The 20,977-nt window shown below is 60.6% G+C and carries 20 protein-coding genes; 8 read left to right on the top strand and 12 right to left on the bottom strand.

Features of this window, described 5'->3' with window-relative positions; genetic code table 11:
- Positions 1–438 (top strand): hypothetical protein (locus B5G42_RS18145; protein ID WP_162611075.1); only part of this gene is annotated, 438 nt, incomplete at its 5' end.
- Between the two features lie 62 nt (positions 439–500).
- Here the strand turns inward: B5G42_RS18145 and B5G42_RS10120 are convergent.
- From B5G42_RS10120 to B5G42_RS10100, 5 genes are all read right to left on the bottom strand, one after another.
- Positions 501–2,498 (bottom strand): hypothetical protein, encoded by a 1,998-nt coding sequence (locus tag B5G42_RS10120; protein WP_087269814.1) that lies wholly within the window; start codon positions 2,496–2,498, stop codon positions 501–503.
- Between the two features lie 156 nt (positions 2,499–2,654).
- Positions 2,655–4,565: an LTA synthase family protein gene (locus B5G42_RS10115; RefSeq protein ID WP_242961193.1), complete on the bottom strand. Its 1,911-nt coding sequence runs from the start codon at positions 4,563–4,565 to the stop codon at positions 2,655–2,657.
- 121 nt (positions 4,566–4,686) lie between these two features.
- Entirely contained in the window at positions 4,687–5,262 is a 576-nt protein-coding gene (locus tag B5G42_RS10110; RefSeq protein WP_087269811.1) for an ATP-binding cassette domain-containing protein, read from the bottom strand.
- Positions 5,259–5,942, bottom strand: a complete 684-nt coding sequence (locus B5G42_RS10105; protein WP_242961194.1) for an ABC transporter permease — start codon at positions 5,940–5,942, stop codon at positions 5,259–5,261. The genes B5G42_RS10110 and B5G42_RS10105 overlap by 4 nt, the downstream gene beginning before the upstream one ends.
- An 85-nt stretch (positions 5,943–6,027) precedes the next feature.
- Positions 6,028–7,071 carry an ABC transporter substrate-binding protein gene (locus B5G42_RS10100; RefSeq protein ID WP_087269805.1) on the bottom strand — a complete coding sequence of 348 codons (1,044 nt, stop codon included), beginning with the start codon at positions 7,069–7,071 and terminating at the stop codon, positions 6,028–6,030.
- A gap of 167 nt (positions 7,072–7,238) precedes the next feature.
- On the opposite strand from B5G42_RS10100, the gene B5G42_RS10095 reads away from it, so the two are divergent.
- Complete coding sequence (locus B5G42_RS10095) at positions 7,239–7,529, top strand: hypothetical protein (protein WP_087269802.1); 291 nt, start codon at positions 7,239–7,241, stop codon at positions 7,527–7,529.
- 150 nt (positions 7,530–7,679) lie between these two features.
- The gene (locus B5G42_RS10090; RefSeq protein ID WP_242961192.1) at positions 7,680–8,765 is read left to right on the top strand and encodes an LCP family protein; all 1,086 of its coding nucleotides are present in this window, start codon (positions 7,680–7,682) and stop codon (positions 8,763–8,765) included.
- Between the two features lie 49 nt (positions 8,766–8,814).
- Here the strand turns inward: B5G42_RS10090 and B5G42_RS10085 are convergent, their stop codons facing one another.
- From B5G42_RS10085 to B5G42_RS10055, 7 genes are all read right to left on the bottom strand, one after another.
- Positions 8,815–9,006 (bottom strand): hypothetical protein, encoded by a 192-nt coding sequence (locus B5G42_RS10085; RefSeq protein WP_087189476.1) that lies wholly within the window; start codon positions 9,004–9,006, stop codon positions 8,815–8,817.
- A gap of 25 nt (positions 9,007–9,031) precedes the next feature.
- Positions 9,032–9,784, bottom strand: coding sequence for a peptidoglycan recognition protein family protein (locus tag B5G42_RS10080; protein WP_087269796.1), 753 nt, complete (start codon positions 9,782–9,784; stop codon positions 9,032–9,034).
- 44 nt (positions 9,785–9,828) lie between these two features.
- Complete coding sequence (locus tag B5G42_RS10075) at positions 9,829–10,176, bottom strand: hypothetical protein (RefSeq protein WP_087269793.1); 348 nt, start codon at positions 10,174–10,176, stop codon at positions 9,829–9,831.
- Positions 10,177–10,242: 66 nt separating this feature from the next.
- Entirely contained in the window at positions 10,243–11,028 is a 786-nt protein-coding gene (locus B5G42_RS10070) for an amino acid ABC transporter ATP-binding protein (RefSeq protein WP_087269790.1), read from the bottom strand.
- A gap of 13 nt (positions 11,029–11,041) precedes the next feature.
- Positions 11,042–11,680: an amino acid ABC transporter permease gene (locus B5G42_RS10065; protein WP_087189480.1), complete on the bottom strand. Its 639-nt coding sequence runs from the start codon at positions 11,678–11,680 to the stop codon at positions 11,042–11,044.
- 70 nt (positions 11,681–11,750) lie between these two features.
- Positions 11,751–12,602 carry a transporter substrate-binding domain-containing protein gene (locus B5G42_RS10060; RefSeq protein ID WP_087189481.1) on the bottom strand — a complete coding sequence of 284 codons (852 nt, stop codon included), beginning with the start codon at positions 12,600–12,602 and terminating at the stop codon, positions 11,751–11,753.
- Between the two features lie 78 nt (positions 12,603–12,680).
- The gene (locus B5G42_RS10055) at positions 12,681–13,268 is read right to left on the bottom strand and encodes a molybdenum cofactor guanylyltransferase (RefSeq protein ID WP_087269787.1); all 588 of its coding nucleotides are present in this window, start codon (positions 13,266–13,268) and stop codon (positions 12,681–12,683) included.
- 137 nt (positions 13,269–13,405) lie between these two features.
- Between B5G42_RS10055 and B5G42_RS10050 the strand changes: the two genes are divergently transcribed.
- The 5 genes from B5G42_RS10050 to glgA all read left to right on the top strand — a co-directional run bounded on the left by B5G42_RS10050 (position 13,406) and on the right by glgA (position 20,883).
- Positions 13,406–14,557 carry a D-alanyl-D-alanine carboxypeptidase family protein gene (locus tag B5G42_RS10050; protein ID WP_087269785.1) on the top strand — a complete coding sequence of 384 codons (1,152 nt, stop codon included), beginning with the start codon at positions 13,406–13,408 and terminating at the stop codon, positions 14,555–14,557.
- Between the two features lie 253 nt (positions 14,558–14,810).
- Positions 14,811–16,958, top strand: a complete 2,148-nt coding sequence (gene glgB, locus B5G42_RS10045) for a 1,4-alpha-glucan branching protein GlgB (RefSeq protein ID WP_087269782.1) — start codon at positions 14,811–14,813, stop codon at positions 16,956–16,958.
- Between the two features lie 60 nt (positions 16,959–17,018).
- Entirely contained in the window at positions 17,019–18,227 is a 1,209-nt protein-coding gene (locus B5G42_RS10040) for a glucose-1-phosphate adenylyltransferase (protein ID WP_087269779.1), read from the top strand.
- Entirely contained in the window at positions 18,224–19,339 is a 1,116-nt protein-coding gene (gene glgD / locus B5G42_RS10035) for a glucose-1-phosphate adenylyltransferase subunit GlgD (RefSeq protein ID WP_087189529.1), read from the top strand. Before B5G42_RS10040 ends, glgD begins: the two co-directional genes overlap by 4 nt.
- A 104-nt stretch (positions 19,340–19,443) precedes the next feature.
- Positions 19,444–20,883: a glycogen synthase GlgA gene (gene glgA / locus B5G42_RS10030; RefSeq protein WP_087269776.1), complete on the top strand. Its 1,440-nt coding sequence runs from the start codon at positions 19,444–19,446 to the stop codon at positions 20,881–20,883.
- The last annotated feature ends 94 nt before the right edge of the window (positions 20,884–20,977 follow it).

Below are 20,977 nucleotides of genomic sequence, written 5' to 3'. Positions count from 1 at the left end.
CCCACGCCCACCCAGACGGCCCAGCCCTCCGCCCGACCCTCCGCCGCACCCGATGACGAGAAAGAGGATCAGCCGAAGGCCGCCCCCCTGGATCTGCGTTTCATCCTGATCCCTCTGGCAGTCGTGCTGGTGGTTCTGGCCTTCCCGGTCCGGCGGGCCATCGGTCGAAGCCGGCGCGAGAAGCGGTTTAGCCAGGCCAACACCAACCAAGCCGTCATTGCCGCTTATGTCTATCTGAAAAAACTGGAGAAGTGGGGCGGACAGACTTCTGAGGAAATCTTTGAACTGGCCAAAAAGGCCAGATTCAGTCCCCACATCCTGACGGAAGAGGAGCGGCAGGTCGCTGTACAGGCCGCCCATACCGTCTCCACTCAGGTGGACAGGGCCCTGCCCTGGTACAAGCGGTTCTGCTGCCGCTATATCCTGGGTCTGTGCTGACCAGACAACAGCAAAAGAGCCCGCCGCAGTGTTCTGCGGCGGGCTCTCTGATTTAATGTAACTCAGAGCATCTCAAATTCCAGCCAGGTGTACTGCTTGCGCACCATCCGCAGCCGCACCCCATCCTGATAGATCTGGTCGGATTCGGCCAGCCCGTAAAGGGACTGGGCCAGGAAGGTCTGGAGGGTCTCCAGGTCGGAGGTGGGCAGGGCTGCGAAGAGCAGCCTGGACACAACCTTTACGAAATCCACCGCGCTGTCTTCGCTGAAGCTGCCGTTGATGCCGAAACAGCACTCGCCGGAGCAATCCTGGTGGATGGACTTGGCATGGAGGGCCAGATGGACGCCGGTAACGTCCTCTCCCCTCACAAGGTTGATCCGGTACTGCTTGTCCTCATTGGGGTCGTCCACCCACTCCTTCTTTTCGCTTTTCCGGCCCTGGATGGCATCGGTAAGGCCCTGGATGGACTGGGCCAGGTCGTGGGAGGTCTTGCTGTAGTTGACGATGGCCGCCTCGCCCTCCTCCTTGCCCGCCTTGTAACCCTGGGGCAGTATGGCCTGGATCTTGCGGAGGACCTCCATGGGCGAGCCCTTGAAGTGCCTGCCCTCCAGCAGCTCCAGCTGCTCGCCATGGACCATGGGCAGCCGGCCCCGGGAGCGGTTCAGCTCTTCGCCGATCTCAGTAGCCCGACTGCGGAGGGGCTGGAGCTTCTGACTGCACGCCTCCTCCATCTGGCTGATGCGGCTGTTCACCTGTCCCAGCTCGCCCTGGATCTGGTCGATCTGCTCCTGGATGGCCTTTTTCTCCTTGCCTTTGAACAAACCCAGCCCCTGCTTCTGCCGGCTGAGGTCATCGATGGCCTCCTGCTTGCGTTTGCGCTCCTCATAGACCGGATCGGCGGCAAGGTCGGCCTCCAGCTGGTCGGCCTGGCGGGTGAGGGCCTCCCGCTCCTGCTCCAGGGCCGCCTTCTCCTGGGCGTGCTCGCTCCAGTACTGCTCCCGGGCGGCATCCTCCTCAACGCTGACGCGGGCCGCCTCGCACTGCCCCAGTACCGCTTCCATGTGGGCCTTCCGATGGGCGGGATCGTACCAGTCTATCCGCTTCTGCCAGGTATTGATGGTGTTGGTACGGGACTTCTTGGCCGCCTCAGTAAAGGTATAGTCCACCTGATAACTGCCGTCGGTATAGGCGTTGGGCACGAATTTATAGGAGCAGGAGTCCCGCACAGCGGTGGCGACTACCACATAGTTCTTTCTGATGGTAAAGCTCAGCTCATCGTCATAGGACAGGTCAAAAGCCTTTTCCAGCAGTTTGAGACACCGGTCGGAGCTCTGGGTGTAGCGGTCCCATTCGTACTTGCCACGGTTAAGATCCTCCGGACCAAACTCCTCGTCGGCGTTGTTGCTGCCTCCCACGGCAGCCCCGTTGATGATGCGGCCCAACCGGGTGGAAAAGTCGTTGGTGTAGAACTCCTCCCCGGTCTGCTCCTTCAGCATTTGCAGCTGTTCCTTCACATTTTGGGCAGAATTGAGCACATCCAGCTTATTATCCTCGCTGCGGTAGTCCACAAAGTGATTGCCGTGCATCTGCACGATGGCCGCGCCGATCTGCTGAGCAGATACCATCAGCTCGATGCGCAGATTGCTGCGCTCCTCCTCAGGCACATAGGTCAGGGCCTTGATCCAGGCCACCACGCTCTCTCCGTACCGATTGTTCCGGCCGGTGGTCTGCCAGCCGGCGGCGGTACCCTTGATGGACCAGGCCTGCCAGTTCTGGGGGTCTATTTCAATGATCTTGTTGGCGTAATTTTCGGCCTCTTCGTTGTTGCTCCCTTCCAGGGCGCTCTTGGCCATGCCCAGATAGTTGTCGATCTGGCTCTGGTTGCCCCCCGGTACCGGTGCTGCCGGCGTGGAGACAGGCCCTCCGGTGCCTCCATCCTCCATCATCATTTTCCGCGCCTCTTCCACGGAATATTTGCACCCGCAGCCCTGGCAGACAAAGACGCCGTCCTGCTTTAACAAGTCGTTGCTGCCGCACATTTCACAAACCAGTTTTTTCATAATATCCCTCCATTTGATGGATCTCCCGTGAAATCGCCGTTTTCTCTACTGTATTCAATTTATTCCAAAATTTCAATATGCCGCCTGCATACCCTCTGCTGTTTTTTCAAGTACAACAACGCGCCCCCGGAGGAAATACCTCCGGGGGCGTGTTGCTTATTCCGTCAGGCTGAAGAACTGCTCCAGCCGGTTGGACTTATCAAAGATATTGTTGTACAGCAGTACCTTGTAGGCCTCAATGGTCTCATCCAGCTGGTCGGGCAGCGCTTCGTTCTCCCCGTACCAGTTTCCTTCCGCATCCCGCACCCCCACGGTATTGATGACCGGGGCGGCCTCCCACAGCTGGGACAAAAACTTCTGGTAGCCGGTCATGGGCAGGTTGGCGGTGTCCATCAGCAGGGCGGACAGGTAGTTGAGGGAGAGCTCCACCCCCTGCTCCTCCGGGATGTCGTAGTTGGCCCACAACAGGAAGGGTACCATCTGCTTTTTCTGGGCCAGAGTGGTGTCCGGGTTGTCTCCCAGCACGTTGGTGTAGAAATTGGTGGCCACCTGGGGCTGATGGTCTCCGAAGAGGAGAATCATGGTGGGTTCCTCTACCTGGGAGAAATAGTTGATCAGGTATTCAAAGGCCTGATCGCTCTGGTAGATAAGGGACAGATACTGGTTCACCGTCTGGAACCTGCCCTCCAGGCTGCCGGTGAGCCATACCTCCCGGGGCAGGTTATCCCAGGACATCTGGTAGCCGCTGTGGTTCTGCATGGTGACGTTGAAGAGGAACAGGGGCTCCCCCGCCTCCTTCTCCTCGTACAGCCGAATCAGATTTTCATAGTCACACTGATCGGTGACATATCCGGATTTCTCGTCTCCCCGCATATAGGTGCGGTTCTGGAAGTCGCTTTCGAAATACACCTCATCAAAACCGTAATCGCTGTACACCGCAGGCCGGTTCCAGCCGGAGGACCGGTAGGGGTGGGCGGCGATGGCGGTATAACCCAAGGCCTTCATCTGGCCCACCAGAGTGGGGTCCCCGTCGGAGACATACATCTGATAGGGCACCGTACCGGCGGGCAGGTATGCGGTGGTATTGCCGGTGAGGAACTCATACTCCGAGTTGGCGGTGGTGCCGCCGAACACGGAAGAGTAGGCATAGCCCTTGATGGTGTTCTCGGTCAGGGAGCGAATAAAGGGCATGGCGTCCTGGTTGGTCTCCACTCCCGGCAGCACAGACAGGTCGGAAAAGGACTCGTTCATAATGACGATGACGTTCACCGGCCGCACCGTGCCGTCCGGGTCCACCACCGTTACCGACAGATCATCGCTGGCGTTTTCCGTGCCCAGATCGTTCAGAGTCTGCTGGGAGTAAGTATCCGGCTTCTCCACCTTCATGTACTTCATACACACGGCAAAGTTGAGGAAGAGGCCGTTGCCACGGGTGGTCCACATGGAGGGCTCGATCCCCAGCTTCTCCACCATGCTGGTGCCGAAAAACACCGACAGGAACACCACAGCCGCCCCCGCCGAGGCCCCGAACACCTTCCAGGAGAACTTTTTCCGGGGCTCATTGGGCAGTACCTTCATGGCCAGGATTACCGCGATCATCATGATCAGGGTCACCCACTGCCGCTGGGACAGGGAATAGTCGTAGTTGCCCGCCACGTTGGCGGCGGTACCCAGACTGAGAAAATCTCCGGGGAACAGGGTACGCCCCCGGAAGGCGATGAGGTAGTGGTTGGCGCAGCCGAAGCCCCAGGCGATGCCCAGGCCCAGCTTTACCGCACCGCTGCGCCGGCCCCGGAGGAAGTAGAAGAACAGCTCCCCGAAGTAGTACCACACCAGATTCAGCAGGATCTGGGCGGGGGTAAAATCCTTCCAGGGGTCGTTATAATTCAGATACTCCACCATGGTGAAGGAGATCAGGGGCACCACGATCAGCAGAACCATGGTGGTCCACCAGTACTGCCGGGGACTCATGGCCAGCTTGGGCCACTTCAGCCGGAACCGCCGCTTTGGGGGCGTCTGGGGCTCCGGTACCTCCTGCACCTCAGGCGTTTCAGTGATGTTGCTCATATCATTACGCTGCCTTTACCAAAAATTCATGGTTCCCATTTTATCACAAAAGAGCGAAAGCGCAACGCGCTTTCGCTCTTTTTTAGAAAACCTTAGAAAACCTGAAAAGAATCCAAAAAGATCACATCTGCCTGAGGGGCGGCCCCTCCAGGCCGATCACCCGGTCGCACAGGGCCACCGTCTCCCGCTCATGACTGGACAGCACCACCGGTAGGCCAAGCCCCCGCACCCGCTCCAAAATCCGGGCCGCCCGTGGGGCGTCCACCCCGGCAAAGGGCTCGTCCAGCAGGATCAGGCCCCCTCCGCAGGCCAGAGCCCGGGCCAGGGCCAACCGCCTCCCCATACCGCCGGACAGGGCGGCAGGGTAGTGCTTCTCCTCCCCCTCCAGCTCCGCCAATGCCAGCCAGCGGGAGGCCTCCCCCCGGCGCTCCCGGGGCAGCACGTCGGCAATGTGCTGCTCCACCGTCCGCCAGGGCAGCAGCCGGTTCTCCTGAAAGAGGATCACCGGGTCCGGCGGGGTAATAACTGTCCCCGCCTCCACCGGCTGGAGCCCTGCCAGTACCCGCAGCAGGGTGGTCTTGCCGCAGCCGGAGGGGCCGGACAGAGCGGTGATCCCCGTCTCCGGCAGATCCAGGGAAAACCGGTCCAACACCGTCTTTTCTCCAAAACGAACGGTAATATCTTTGACGGATATCACGTTTTATCCCCTCCCAGCCGCCGGAACAGGATGCCCAGGGCGTATTCCAGCACAAAGCTCAGCACAATAACCACCGCCGTCCAGGCAAACAGGTCGGGGGTCTCCAGGGTAATCTTGGCCCGGTAAAGCTGGGTGCCGATGGCCAGCTTGGGCTGGCACAGCACCTCGGCGGCCACTCCCGCTTTCCAGGCCAGGCCCAGGCCGGTGGCGCAGCCGCTGACAAAGTAGGGCCGCACCGAGGGCAGGTACACCAGCCGGAGGGTCTTGCCCCGTCCAAAGCGGTAGGCCCGGGCTGCCTCCAGCAGCAGGGGGTCGGTCTGGACCACACCACGGCTCACGTTGCCCCACAGTACCGGCAGCACCATCAGGCCGGACACGATGGCGGGCACCCAGCCGGAGGAGGGGGCCCACAGCAGCACCAGCACGATGAAGGAGGCCACCGGGATGGCCCGGATCACCTTTACCGCCGGGGTGAGCACCCAGTCCGCCGCCCGGAGAGCGGAGGTGGCCGCCGCCACCAGAGCCCCCACCACCGCGCCGACGGCGAAGCCCCCGAAGATACGGCCCAGGGTCACCGCCGCCGACAGCCAGAAGTCCCCCTGTCCCGCCAGAACCCACAGCCGCTGGGCCACCAGCAGGGGATAGGGCAGCAGCAAAGCTCCGTGGCCGTTGGTCCTCATGTCCACCAAAAAGGCCGCAAGCTGCCAAACCCCCAGCCAGAAGGCCAGGGGTATGACAGCTCGCAGTAATTTGCTCCGTTTTACATTACGGGATGTAGTAGAAGGCGTCATCGGGGATGGAACCTCCGATCGAAGTGGGGTCGGCGGCGAAGAGCACCTCATAGTAGCTGGAGATGGACTTCAGGTCCTCACCGGCGGTAAAGATCATGTTGGCCTGGGGGATGGCCGCGGTGGCAATGGCAGCCTTGGGCACGATGCCGTACTGCTCGATGAGCTGGCCGCCCTCCTCCGGGTTGTCCTTGACGTAGTTGATGGAGGCCTCATACTCCTGCAGGAAGGCTTCCACCGCCTCGGGGTGCTCCCGGGCAAATTCGGTGCGCACCACCACGCAGCCCATGGTGAAGGTGCCGGAGGCTCCGGACTCAGTCCAGGCGTCGCTCAGGTCGATGGCATCCCGCACGTCGCTGTTCTGCATCAGCACAGTGGTGGCGGCAGGCACAGGGAGCATACACAGATCGATCTCGCCGGAGGCCATCAGGGCGGTGACCTCCTCGCTGGTCTTCCACTGGATGTCCACATCGGTGTCCGGGTCCAGACCGTTCTGGGTCAGCAGGTAGTCCAGCACATACTCGGTGTTGGTGCCCTGGTTGATAGCATAGATGGTCTTGCCGGACAGGTCGGCCAGAGAGTTGACGGTATTGCCGTTCTCCAGGATGTGGAGCACGCCCAGAGTGTTCAGGGCCAGCAGCTGCACATTGCCAGTCTTATTATACAGGTTGGCGGCCACGTTGGTGGGCAGAGCGGCCATGTCCAGCTCCCCGCTGTTCAGCTTGGGCACGATATCGGTGGAGGGATCGGAGCCCATGGTCACATTGTAGTGGTTGACAGTCTCGCCGGCATCGTTGTCAGCGAGCAGCTTGGCGGCCCCCATGCCGGTAGGTCCGTTGAGCAGGCCCAGGTTGATCTCAGTTCCCTCCAGAGCAGGGGTTTCAGACTGTGCGGGAGTGATCTCCGCCACGGGGGTGGTCTCAGCGGGAGGGGTGCTCTCCGCCGGAGCAGGATTGGAAGCGCAGGCGGTAAGGCCCAGCGCCAGGGCCACGGTCAGGCCCAGTGCAAGCAGTTTCTTCATGGTACCTCGTTCCTTTCTGGGCCGCATGAGCGTTTGCTCTTCATACGGTCCAGTTCAGTGTACCATGTCCCTTCAAAATGTCAACGGGCAAATTCCCCAATTCTGCCTGGGACGGACCGGGAAGTGCCCGCCGGCATAGGATAAGGGGTGAAAAGGAGGTGTTTTCTATGAACCAACCCACCTGTCAGAGAGCCCGGGACCAGGAGGCCCGGCAGCGGGCCGCCGCCATTCTGGCCCAGAGCCAGCCCATGGAGCCCGCCATGAAGCGGTATGCCCATCCCATTCCCTGCTGGAGCGCCCCTGTCTGGTCCCCACCCTCCGTCGGAGGAGAGGGCATGGACCGGGTACTGGAGGAGCTGGCCCGGCAGAACCAGCTGCTGATGGATCTGCTGGGGGCGGTCAATTCCCTCACCGCCGCCACCCTCAGCATCCGCAGCCGGTTTGTGGGAGAAGCGTAAGGTTTCCTGTCAAAAAGAGCCGAAAACGCGGAAACTTTTCCTTGTCTTATACCGTCTAATTCGATATAATGCGGTCATTCTAAGGATAAAAGCAATACATAATGTCATATATTACCAAAGAAAGGCGTGGTGGCCATGGCCAGGCGGCTGATGAAAAAGAAGAAAGAGAAGATCCCTCTGTCCCCCGGACAGAAGGCAGCCAAAGTCCTGTTTATCATTCTGGCGGTGGTGGCTGTGCTGATACTGGCCGCTATCATTACCTTCAAGCTGCTGGCCCAGCCGCCCAAGATTCAGGAGGAAACCCCTCCGCCGGCAGAGAGCGGAGCGGTCTCCCTTCAGTCCCCCGGCCAGGAAGAGAGTGCCCAGCCCACTCGCCAGCGGAAGGAGTACACCTATACTTTCCTGCTGTGCGCCAGCGACCAGGCCAGCGGCAACGTAGACACCATGATCGTGGCCACCTACGACACGGTAAACCAGACCATTGCCATGGTCTCCATCCCCCGGGACACCCTGATCGAGGGCGTCTCCAGCAAGGGAAAGCACTTCTATAAGCTGTGCAGTATGTACCCCTACAACGGTATGGACGCCCTGAAGGAAGAGGTCCAAAATATCGTGGGCTTCCCCATCGACTTCTATGTGAAGGTGAACACCCAGGGCTTTGTGAAGCTGGTGGATGCGGTAGGCGGTGTCAACTTCAATGTGCCGGTACATATGTCCTACGACGATCCCGACCAGAATCTGCACATCCACTTTGAGCCCGGAATGCAGTATCTCACTGGCTCCGACGCCCTGAAGGTAGCGCGCTGCCGGAAAAATTCCGACGGTCCCGGCGTCTATCCCCACAACATCTACGACGCCTATCCCGACGCCGACATCGGCCGCACCAAGACCCAGCGGGAACTGATCATGGCCGTTCTGAAGAAGGCGATCTCCCAGCCTCTGAACCTGCCCACCTACTACGACATCTTTATGGAGAACGTGGATACCGACCTGAGCGTCACCGACCTTGCCTTCTTCGCCGACAAGGGCCTGTCCTTTGATTTCGACAACGTGACCACTACCTCCCTGCCGGGAGACGGCACGGTTGAATACAAGGGCATAGACTGGTGCTATGAGCTCTACCCCGGAAAGGTACTGGAGATCGTCAACACCTCCGGGCTCAACCCCTACACCACCGATATTACCGCCGATATGCTGCACATTACCCAGAGCGGCACTGTCACGCAGCCCGACTGATCACGCAAAAAAAGGACGCCTTCCGGCGTCCTTTTTTACGTTGCAGGTCTTACACAAACTCGTAGTCCACGAACTTGTCCTCGCCCTGCTTGTTGTCCTTGGTCTCTCCCACAAAGGTGCCCATCACATGGCAGTCGGGGCAGAAGCCGAACTCGGGCTCGGAGGCGAACTCCAGCTCATAGCGGTACTTCTTGCCGCACTGCGGGCACTCATAAAAGAAATAGTAGGTTCCCCAGGTCATTTTTACTTCCTCCTCTTTTTTCCTGTTACTTCCCCAGCAGACCCAGACGCTCCAGAATCAAAGCGGCCTGCTCCCGGGTCAGGGGAGCGCCGGGAGCGGTGCCGTCAAACACGCCGGCATCCTTGGCCTTGTTCCAGGCCTCCTTGGCCCACTCGCTCACCGTCCGGGCGGAAATCTCCCCCTCATGGGCGGTGAAGGCGGCGTCAAACTGCTCCTGCGTCATCTCCGGTTCACCCCCCTTCAGCCGCGCTTTCACGTCGGCGCGGAGGGTATCCATGCTCTTGCCGTGCTTGGGGAACCATTGTCCCACATCGCTGTGGTTGGAGGCCAGCCCCAGCTTACAGCCTTCCGCATGGTCGATGATGTCCTGCTCCGGGTCCAGGCCGTATTTTTCACACAGATAGGCGCACAGCTCCACCGCTGTGTCGTAGACCTGCTGAAAATAGGCCTTGTTTTTTACCGGGTCGTATCCGATCATGGTGCCGCCTTTGTAGGTGTGCCCGGCAGGCTCCAGGATCTCAAAACTGATATGGGTGTTATTGGCCGCGCCGCCGGCGTGCCATCCCCGCCAGTTCCAGGGCAGAGTCTCGGTGACACCCCCCTGGTGGACGATGGCATGGACACAGGCGTTCACCCCCGGTTTGTCCCAGGCCTTGAGAAAGACGTTGACGTCCGGCTGGGCCACGCCGGTGGAGTGGACCATGATCCCCTTGGGTTTGATGGTGCGCCCTGCCTTGTAGCAGTCGCTGTTGGTGAGAATATGCTCCGTGATGTGCATTGGCAACCCCTCCGGGTCATCCTATGCGCTTCACAGATTTGCGGTCATTCTTCCTTGCTTTGCTCCTCCAGCTCCGCCCGGCGGGCGTCTCTGGCCTGGAGGGTCTCCTTCAGGCTTCTGGGAGGCCGGGCATTGATGGTCTCCTGCCAGACCAATACCCAGGACCGCAGTTCCTCCAGCCCTTCCTCCGTCATGGGAAAGGACTTTGTCTCCTCTACAGTGCTGTCCTGGAGCCGCCAGGGCCCCTCCCACACCTGGGCGGTGAGGGAGGGGGAATTCTCCTCGTCCCCCTTCACCGGGTCCACCCGGTAGCGCATCCGGCCGCCGCTGGCGGTCCAGAAATTCTCGTTTTCAAAGTGGGAAAGCACCGGCAAAAAAATGGCTTCCTCCATGGCGTCAACTCCTTGCAGTGTAAAAGCGTGGTATCCAGATTATGATACCACGCTTTTTGACCCTTTTCAATTCTCGGAATAGCGGGACAAAAATTGACGGGTCCGCTCTTCCCGGGGGCTCTCGATGACCTGACGGGCGGGGCCCTGCTCCACGATGATGCCGCCGTCCATGAAGATCACCTGGTCGGCCACATCCCGGGCAAAGGCCATCTCATGGGTGACGATGATCATAGTGGTCTTTTGCTCAGCCAGGGAGCGAATCACCTTGAGCACCTCGCCGGTGAGCTCCGGGTCCAGGGCGGAGGTGGGCTCGTCAAAGCACAGGATGTCGGGCTGGAGGGCCAGAGCGCGGGCGATGGCCACCCGCTGCTGCTGGCCGCCGGAGAGCTGATGGGGATAGTGGCCCGCCCGGTCGGCCAGGCCCATCCGCTCCAGCAGAGCCTGGCCCTGGGTGCGGATCTCCTCCAGAATGGCCTTCTTATTCTGCTTGAAGTCGGGCCGCTCCTTGGCCAGCAGCTCCCCGGCCAGAGTCACGTTCTCCAGGGCGGTGTACTGGGGGAACAGGTTGAAGGACTGAAACACCAGTCCGAAGTGGAGCCGCTTTTTGCGCACCTCTGCCTCCCGCTGGGTGGCGGGATCGTCGGCGTCAAAGAGGGTCTCCCCGTTGACCAGGATCTTGCCCTGGTTGGGTGTCTCCAAGAAGTTCAGGCAGCGCAGCAGGGTGGTCTTTCCGGAACCGGAGGAGCCGATGATGGCCAGAGCCTGTCCCTGCTCCAGGGAAAAGCTGATGTCCTCCAGCACCCGGGTGGCCCCGAAATGCTTCTCAATGTGCTGTACGTCCAAAACAGGCATGGTCCGGGCCTCCTTACTTGAAATAGTTCAGCTTCTTCTCAAACCAGCTGAACAGCAGGGTGAGAATACCGTTGGCCACCAGATAGAACACGGCGGTGTAGAACAGGGGCCAGATCATGCCCTTCTTGATGTAGGACTCACCCATCCAGATGATTTCATACACCGAGATGACCCGCACCAGTGCGGTATCCTTCACCAGGGTGATGAACTCGTTGCCCATGGGAGGCACGATACGCTTGATGACCTGAAGGAGGGTCACCTTGAAGAAGATCTGGCTGCGGGTCATGCCCAGCACCAGGCCGGCCTCCTGCTGGCCCGCCGGTACACCCTGAATACCGCCCCGGTAGATCTCGGAGAAGTAGCAGGCGTAGTTGATGACGAAGGTCACCACCGCCGCGGTGAACCGGGGCAGCAGGGGCAGGTCGAACATCAGGCCCGGGCCGTAGAACACCACCATGATCTGGAGCATCAGGGGGGTGCCCCGGACGATCCACACCACAGTTTTGACTACCCAGCGCAGGGGGGCGCACCGGCTCATGGAACCGAAGGAGATCACCAGACCCAGGGGCAGTGCGAACAGGAGGGTCAGGAGGAAGAGCTCCAGGGTGACCACAAACCCCTCCAGCAGGGTGAGCGTAACAGACATCAGCATAGCGTTTCCCTCTCTTGACCGGGGAAGGGCAGAGAGCGCCCGGCTCTCTGCCCAATTCCCTTAGGCTATGTTATTTTTCGATGACGGACTCCTGGACGCCGTAGGTGGTGGCCGTCTCCATGACGGTACCGGCGTCATAGGCCTCTTTCCAGAAGGTGTTGAAGGCCTCGGTCAGATCGGAACCCTTCCGGAAGGCCACACCGTACTCCTCGTCGTTGAGCTGCACGGTGTAGGTCAGATCGGGGTAGCTGGTGCCCTCACCGATCATGGCGCCGGCCATCAGCAGGTCGATGACACAGGCGTCGGAGGCGCCGGAGGCCACCTCCATCAGGGCGTCGGCCTGGGTGGTCTTGGCCACATAGCTCAGGTTCATCGCATCCAGCTGAGCCGCGCCCTGAGAACCGTTCTCCACGGCGAAGTTCAGGCCGCTGAGGCTCTCCACCGTCTGGTAATCTTCCGCCTTGTCAGCGGGGACCACCACCACCTGACCGTTACGGCAGTAAGGCTCAGACACGGAGGCACCGGCCTTCACCTCGTCATTGATGGTCATGCCGTTCCAGATGACATCGATGCCCTTGGTATCCAGCTCCATCAGCTTGTTGTCCCAGTTGATCTCGATGAACTCCACTTCCACGCCCAGGCTCTCGGCAAAGGCCTTGGCCATGTCGGCGTCGAAGCCGATCCACTCGCCGTTTTCGTCCTTGTAGTCCATGGGCTTAAAGTCAGTCATGCCAACGACGAGGGTACCCTTCTCCTTCACATAGGCCATATCGCTCTCGGCGGCGGGGGTCTCAGAATTGCCGGCAGGGCTCTCACTGTTATTGGAAGGGGTATTGGCGGTACCGCCGGTGCCGCCGCCGCAGGCGGCCAGGGTAAAGGTCAGTCCCAGCGCAAGGGCCAGAGCAGTCAGTCTCCGTTTCATGTACATTCCTCCAAACCATGTATGTCGTGGTTGCTTTCGTATGTTACCACACTAAAGCGTCGTTGTAAAGAGGAATTTTCATTTTTCTTTTTCCGATTCCACCGCACGACGGAACTCCGCTCCGGTGTTTACATTCCACAGGGCCCGCTCCAGGTCAAACTCCGGCAGTTCTTCCTCCTCCAGCCAGCGGCAGTCCACCCGGTCCAGCAGGGCCTTGACCGCCCGGCGGCCCTCATCCAGGCAGGCGTTCAGGGGCTCCAGACAGCTGCGGCGGTACAGGGCAAACAGGGGTTCGGCCTCCCCGCCCCGCCGCCGGATCACACAGGCTTCTCCATCCCCCACGCCGGCCAACACACGTTCTGCCAGCCCGGAGCAGGCAAAGGGCAGATCCACCGCGGCCAGGAACACCGCCTCCGCTTCGGTGCGGAGAAAGGCGGCCTCCAGTCCTGCCAGGGGACCCTGGCCCGGCCTCAGATCGGGCAGTTCCCGGCAGCCGGGATAGCGCCCCGGCCGGTCCACCGACACATAGATCCCATCGAACAGCGGGGAGAGTTCTTTCGTCATCCGGTCCAGAAAACTTTGCCCCGCCAGGGACAGGCCCGCCTTGTCACGGCCCATCCGCCGGCTCTGCCCGCCAGACAGGATCACTCCAATGGTGCGCTCCATCCTCCTGCCTCCCTGTGTTTTTCAATGATTTTGCCATTGTACCAGAAAAAATTACCCACGTCAAAAGCCGTATAGAAGCCCTTTTCCCTCCATATCCTCTCCCACAGAGCATTTCAGCATTGGAGGCGTCACACACCATGAAAAAACTGGCCGCGGCCCTGCTGGCCGCCACCCTACTGGCTCTGCCCGTCCAGGCCGCCGAGGCCGATCCATCCGCCGCTGGTGCGCCCACCGTGGATGCGGCAGGGGCTGTATTGATGGAAAAGGAGACAGGCACCGTTCTCTACGAGCAAAATGCCCACGACAAACTGGAACCCGCCAGTGTCACCAAAGTCATGACCCTGCTGCTGGTGATGGAGGCCATCGACAGCGGCAGCCTGTCCAAAGACGATCTGGTCACCGTTTCCGCCTACGCCGCCTCCATGGGCGGCTCCCAGGTCTATTTAAAGGAAGGCGAGCAGATGACGGTAAACGACCTGCTCAAGGCCGTGGCGGTGGCCTCGGGCAACGACGCCTCGGTGGCCCTGGCCGAACATCTCTGCGGCAGCGAGGAGGCCTTTGTGGCCAAAATGAACGAGCGGGCCGCCCAGCTGGGCATGACAGACACCTGCTTTGTCAACTGCACCGGCCTGCCGGCGGCGGGCCATCTCACCTCCGCCTATGACATCGCCCTGATGAGCCGGGAGCTCATCCTTAACCACCCCTCCATCCGGGACTACACCACCATCTGGATGGACTCCCTCCGGGACGGCCAGTTCCAGCTGGCCAACACCAACAAACTGATCCGATTCTATGAGGGAGCCACCGGTCTGAAAACCGGCTCCACCGATGCCGCCGGCTACTGCCTGTCTGCCACGGCGGAACGGGACGGCATGGAGCTCATTGCCGTTATCCTGAAATCCTCCACCAAGGACACCCGTACTGCGGCGGCCCAGGCCCTGCTCAACTACGGCTTTGCCAACTACACCCTGATGGACGTCTATCCTTCCCAGGCTCTCCCCCCGGTGGACGTGCTGCTGGGCGAGCAGGAGACCGTCCAGCCCGTCCTCTCCCAGCCCACCCGAATTCTGGTCAATCGTTCCATGGTCAACCAGGTAGAGACTCAGCTGGAGCTGTGTCAGGATGTGGAAGCCCCGGTGGAGTCGGGACAGACTTTAGGCAGAATGACGGTGACCGCCGGTGATCAGGTCCTGGCCCAGATCACCATTGTGGCCGATCAGGCTGTGGCCCGTCTCTCCGCCCCCGGTATCTTCCTGCGCCTGATGCGCACCCTGCTCATGGCCGGCTGACGCCGGAAACCGAGGCCCGCCGCAGTAAAACTGCGGCGGGCCCTGCGCGTTCTTTACAAAAGATATTGCATATATTACTGGAAATTTTACACCCCGATTGGTAATCCGCGTCTTGACTATCTTGCCATATGGTTGTATACTTTACACAAATAAAATCCGCGTATTTTGGATTTTATTTATTACCAATGACAAGAACCCCCAGTTTACGTCATTCCAGCTATTCTGGGGGGCTGCCAACAAGGAGAGGATACCTATGGCTTCCACCAAACCGAGTACGATCCTCCATGATTTTTCACAGGGCCACGCTGTACGGGCCCAGGAGTTTATGGGCGCTCACCCTGCTGTGCAGGACGGGCAGGATGGCTGGGTCTTCCGGGTTTGGGCTCCCCACGCCCAATTGGTCGCTGTAATGGGCGATTTCAACGGCTGGAACGACTCCGACCACCCCATGCAGCTGCTCTCCGACGGCGTTTGGGAGGTCTTTATCCCCGGTCTGAAGCAGTTTGACAGCTACAAGTACGCGGTCCATACCGCCTCCGGCCGGGTCCTGGCCAAGGCCGACCCCTACGCCTTCCACGCCGAGACCCGTCCCGGCAACGCCTCCAAGCTCTATGATCTGTCCGGTTACGGCTGGGGAGACGGCAGCTGGATGGATTACCGGAAGAACAATCCGATTTACCAGAAGCCACTGAATATTTATGAAGTTCATTTGGGTTCCTGGCGGCGTACCGGCGAGGACGAGATGCTCTCCTACCGGGATATCGGCAAGTATCTGGTGCCCTATGTGAAGGAGATGGGATTCACCCATGTGGAGCTGCTTCCCATCACCGAGCATCCTCTGGACGCCTCCTGGGGCTACCAGTGCACCGGCTACTTTGCCGCCACCAGCCGGTACGGCACCCCCCACGACTTTATGTGGCTGGTGGACCAACTCCATCAGGCCGGCATCGGCGTGATCCTTGACTGGGTACCCGCCCATTTCCCCAAGGACGCCTTCGGTCTGTACGAGTTTGACGGTGAACCCTGCTATGAGTACGCCGACACCCGCAAGGGCGAGCACGCCGACTGGGGCACCCGTGTCTTCGACTACGCCCGCCACGAGGTCCGCTCCTTCCTGTTCTCCTCCGCCCTCTTCTGGCTGGAGCAGTTCCACATCGACGGTCTGCGGGTGGATGCGGTGGCCTCCATGCTTTACCTGGACTACGGCCGCCAGGGCGGCGAGTGGGTGCCCAACGTGTTCGGCGGCCACGAGAACCTGGAGGCGGTGGACTTCATCCAGGAGCTCAACGGCCATGTGTTCCAGGAACACCCCGACGTGATGATGATCGCCGAGGAATCCACCGCCTGGCCCCGTGTATCCCACCCGGTGGGCGAGGGCGGCCTGGAGGGTGGCCTGGGCTTCAACCTGAAGTGGAACATGGGCTGGATGAACGACATCCTTCACTACATCAAGCTGGACCCCTATTTCCGGCAGTTCAACCACAAGGACATCACCTTCTCCCTGATGTACGCCTTCTCGGAGAACTTCGTGCTCCCCCTGTCCCACGACGAGGTGGTACACATGAAGGGCTCCCTCATCAACAAGATGCCGGGCACCAACGAGGAGAAGTTTGCCGGCGTCCGGGCCTTCTACACCTATATGCTCACCCATCCCGGCAAAAAGCTGCTGATGATGGGCAGCGAGTTCGGCCAGTGGAACGAGTGGCATTATGAGCACTCCCTGGACTGGCACCTGCTGGACCCGGACCAGGAGTGGGCAAAGCCTCACCGCCAGTTGCAGTACTACTTCAAGCAGGCCAACGCCTTCTACCTGGCCCACCCCGAGCTGTGGGAGCTGGACTTCTCCTGGGAGGGCTTTGAGTGGATCGAGGCCAACGACAACCAGGCCAACACCGTGGCCTTCCTGCGAAAGGACGCCAAGGGAGACGCCCTGGTCATCGTGTGCAACTTCTCCCCGGTGGACCGCACCGGCTATACCGTGGGCGTACCTGTCCCCGGCGTCTATACCGTTGTCTTTAACTCCGACGATCCCGACTTCGGCGGTAAGGGGGGCGGCGACCATGAGCCGGTCCGCAGCCGCTATGTAGAGAGCCAGGGTCGGGAGCAGTCCATTACCATCTCCCTGCCGCCCATGAGCGCGGTGATCTACAAGTGTACCCGCAAGTTCCCCGTCCGCAAGAAGAAGGCGGATAAGGAGGAAGCCCCCAAGCCCGCCGTGCGCAAGAAGGCCGCCGCTCCCGCCGTGAAGGCCCCCGCCGCCAAGCCTGCGGTCCGCAAAAAGGCTGCCGCTCCCGCGGTAAAGGAGGCTGCCCCCAAGCCTGCCGTCCGCAAGAAGGCCGCCGCTCCCGCCGTTAAGGCGGAGGCTGCCAAACCCGTGGTCCGCAAAAAGAAGGAAAAGTGACCCCTCTCCGGAGAGCCGGAGTTTATCAGTTAGTTCCAGTTCAAACTCTGAGGTGATAGAATGAAAAAGGAATGTGTTGCCATGTTGCTGGCCGGCGGGCAAGGCAGTCGCCTGCACGCCCTCACCAGCCACGTGGCCAAGCCCGCAGTCCCCTTCGGCGGTAAGTACCGCATCATCGACTTCCCCCTGTCCAACTGCATCAACTCCGGCATTGATACCGTGGGTGTGCTGACCCAGTACCGCCCCATGGAACTCAATGCCTACATCGGCAACGGCGAGCCCTGGGATCTGGACCGCTCCTACGGCGGCGTCCACATCCTGCCCCCCTATATGCGCGAGGGTGAGAAGGGCACCTGGTACAAGGGTACCGCCAACGCCATCTACCAGAACATCAACTTCCTGGATACTTACAATCCGGATTATGTGCTCATTCTGTCTGGCGACCACGTCTACAAGATGGATTATGCCGATATGCTCCGCCGCCACAAGGAGGCTAAGGCCGCCTGCACCATCTCCGTGCTGGAAGTCCCCATGGCGGAGGCTCCCCGCTTCGGCATCATGAACGTCAACGAGAACGACGACATCTATGAGTTCGAGGAGAAGCCCAAGAAGCCCAAGAGCAACCTGGCCTCCATGGGCATCTATATCTTCACCTGGAAGAAGCTGCGGGAGTACCTCATCGCCGACGAGGAGGACGAGAAGAGCGCCAACGACTTCGGCAAGAACATCATCCCTGCCATGCTCAATGCCGGCGAGAAGATGACCGCCTATCGCTTCAAGGGCTACTGGAAGGACGTGGGCACCATTGACTCCCTGTGGGATGCCAACATGGATATGCTCTCTCCCGACAACGGCATCGATCTGTACGACAACGAGTGGCCCATCTTTGCCCGCACCCCCACCAAGCCCCCTCACTTCATGGGTAAGAACGCCAAGGTGGACCATTCCATGGTCACCGGCGGCTGCGAGGTGTACGGCACTGTGGAGAACTCCGTCCTGTTCCACTCCGTCATCGTGGAGGAGGGCGCCGTGGTGCGCTACTCCATCCTGATGCCCGGTACCGTGGTCAAGGCGGGCGCCGTGGTGGAGTATTCCATCATCGCGGAAAACAGCGTCATCGGTGAGCGGGCCCGGGTGGGCTCCTCCCCCGACGGCACTGAGGACTGGGGCGTGGCCGTGGTGGCCCAGAACCTGACTGTGGGCCCCGACGCCGTGGTCTCTCCCAAGGCCATGATTACTCGTAACGTGAAAGGAGGTGGGGTGAAATGATGAACAAACTGCACGGCATCATCTTCTCCTACCTTTCCAACCCCGACCTGCGGGAGCTGACCCAGAACCGCAACACCTGCTCCATCCCCTACGGCGGCCGGTACCGGGTCATTGACTTTATGCTCTCCAACATGGTCAACGCCGGTATCTCCGACGTTGGCATGATCGTGGATGCCAACTATCAGTCCCTGCTGGACCACGTGGGCTCCGGCAAAGACTGGGACCTGTCCCGCAAGCACGGCGGCCTGCGCATCCTGCCCCCCTTCAGCTACTCCGGCAGACGGGAAGGGATGTACCGGGGCCGCATGGACGCCCTGGCAGGCATCCGCTCCTACCTCCAGAACATCCGTCAGGATCACGTGGTGCTGGCCGGCGGCGACCTGGCGGTGAGCCTCCCCCTGCGGGATATCTTTGAGGCCCACATCCGCAACGACGCCGACATCACCGCCGTGTGCACCGGCCATCCCAAGGGCGACCCCAAGGGCTGCGACTACTTCACCATCGGTGCCGGCGGACGGATCACCGACGTGTCGGTCCATCCTCCCATCGCTCAGGGCTGTGAGTCCCTGGAGGTTTACATTCTCTCCAAGGAGCTGCTGCTCTCCCTGGTGGACCACTGCGCCGCCCACAACATCCACTCCTTCAGCATTGGTGTGCTCCAGTCCATGGTGGGCCAGCTGAAGATCGTCCCCTATGTATTCGACGGTTATGCCGCCCGGCTACAGTCGGTGGCGGGCTACTTCGCCCGCAGCATGGAGCTGCTGGATCCCGCCGTCCGGGAGCAACTCTTCGTGCCCGACCGTCCCGTCCGCACCAAGGACCGCTCCGATCCCTCCACCTACTATGGACCCGACTCCCGCTCCTACAACTCTCTGGTGGCCGACGGCTGCATCATTGAGGGCGAGGTGGAGAACTCCATCCTCTTCCGGGGCGTCCGGGTGGAAAAGGGTGCCAAGGTCTCCGGCTGTGTGCTGATGCAGGGCACCACCATCCAGGCCGGCGCCGTGCTGAAATATGCCATCACCGACAAGAACGTCCGGGTCAACCCAGGCCGGATGCTGATGGGCCACAGCACCTACCCCCTGGCCATCGCCAAAAACGAGATCGTCTGACCTGTATGCGGGGAGGCGGCGGCAAAACGCCGCCGCCTCCCTTTCCTGCGGCGTCTCCCGGGAGGCGTCCCGCATCCCGGCAAATTTATGGTTGGAGGTAATGTATGAATATCCTGTTTGCCACCTCTGAGTGCGCTCCTTTCATCAAAACCGGCGGACTGGCTGACGTGGCCAGCGCTCTCCCCAAGGCCCTGGCCAAGGACGAGAACAACGACGTCCGGGTGATCCTGCCTCTGTATGAGGGAATCGGCGAGGAATGGCGCAGCCAGATGACCTTTTTGAAATGCTTCCATATCACTGTGGCCTGGCGCACCCCCTACTGCGGTATCTTTGAGCTGAAGCGGGACGGCGTCACCTACTGGTTCGTGGACAACGAATATTACTTCAAGCGCGCCTCCATCTACGGCCACTATGACGACGGCGAGCGCTTCGCCTACTTCTCCCGGGCCGTTGTGGAGTCCATGGGCTGGCTCGACTGGCACCCTGATGTGCTCCACTGCAACGACTGGCAGACCGCCCTGGTGCCCATCTACCTGCTGGAGGAGCGTCACCGCATTCCTCAGCTGTATGACACCAAGAGCGTGTTCACCATCCACAACATCGAGTACCAGGGCCGCTATGGCAGCCAGACCCTGAAGGACCTGTTTGGCCTGAATGCCGGCTACTTTAACGAGCATATGCTGGCCTATCACGGCGACGTGAACCTGATGAAGGGCGCCATCTACGCCGCCGACTATGTCACCACGGTATCTCCCACCTACGCCGATGAGCTGCAGTACAGCTTCTACGCCCACGGCCTGGAGGGTGTCATTGCCGACAACCGCCACAAGCTGCGGGGCATCCTCAACGGCATCGACACCGAGGTATACGATCCCTGGCACGACAAGGGCCTGACCAAACCCTTCTCCGTCAAGCAGATGGGCGGCAAGAAAAACTGCAAGGCCGCTCTCCAGCAGATGTCCGGCCTGCGGGAAAATCCCGACACTCCTATTATTGCCTGCGTCTCCCGCCTGGTGAAGCACAAGGGCTTCGACCTGGTCACCGCCGCCATCCACGATATTATGGGCATGGACGTGCAGATGATCGTACTGGGCACCGGCGACTGGAACTTTGAGGAGGCCTTCCGTCAGGCTCAGAACCAGTATCCCGGCCGCTTCGCCGCCCATATCATGTACTCCCCCAATCTGTCCACCGCCATCTACGGCGGCGCCGACATCTTCCTCATGCCCTCCATTTCCGAGCCCTGCGGCCTGAGCCAGATGATCGCCATGCGCTACGGCACCATCCCCGTGGTGCGGGAAACCGGCGGTCTGCGGGACTCCGTGATTCCTTACAATAAATTTACCGGCGAGGGCACCGGCTTCTCCTTTGCCAACATCAACGCTCACGAGATGACCGGCGTGCTGGCCGACGCGGTAAACCTCTACCACAACGACCAGAGTGCCTGGAAGGGCCTCCAGAAGAACGCCATGTCCGCCGATTTCTCCTGGACCCGCTCCGCCGCTGCCTACCGGGAGATCTACAGCTGGGTCACCGGGAAGTAATGGGAAGGTTTTCCTTCTCTTGACAAATGGAATCCTGTTGTGATAAAATTCCGCTCCGCAGGGGGATTTTCCCTGCGGAGCGCCTATTTTGTTG

This window comes from Flavonifractor sp. An91 (genome assembly GCF_002159225.1).
In the GTDB taxonomy this organism is placed as follows: domain Bacteria; phylum Bacillota; class Clostridia; order Oscillospirales; family Oscillospiraceae; genus Flavonifractor; species Flavonifractor avicola.
This window is presented reverse-complemented; position numbering and strand designations above follow the sequence as displayed.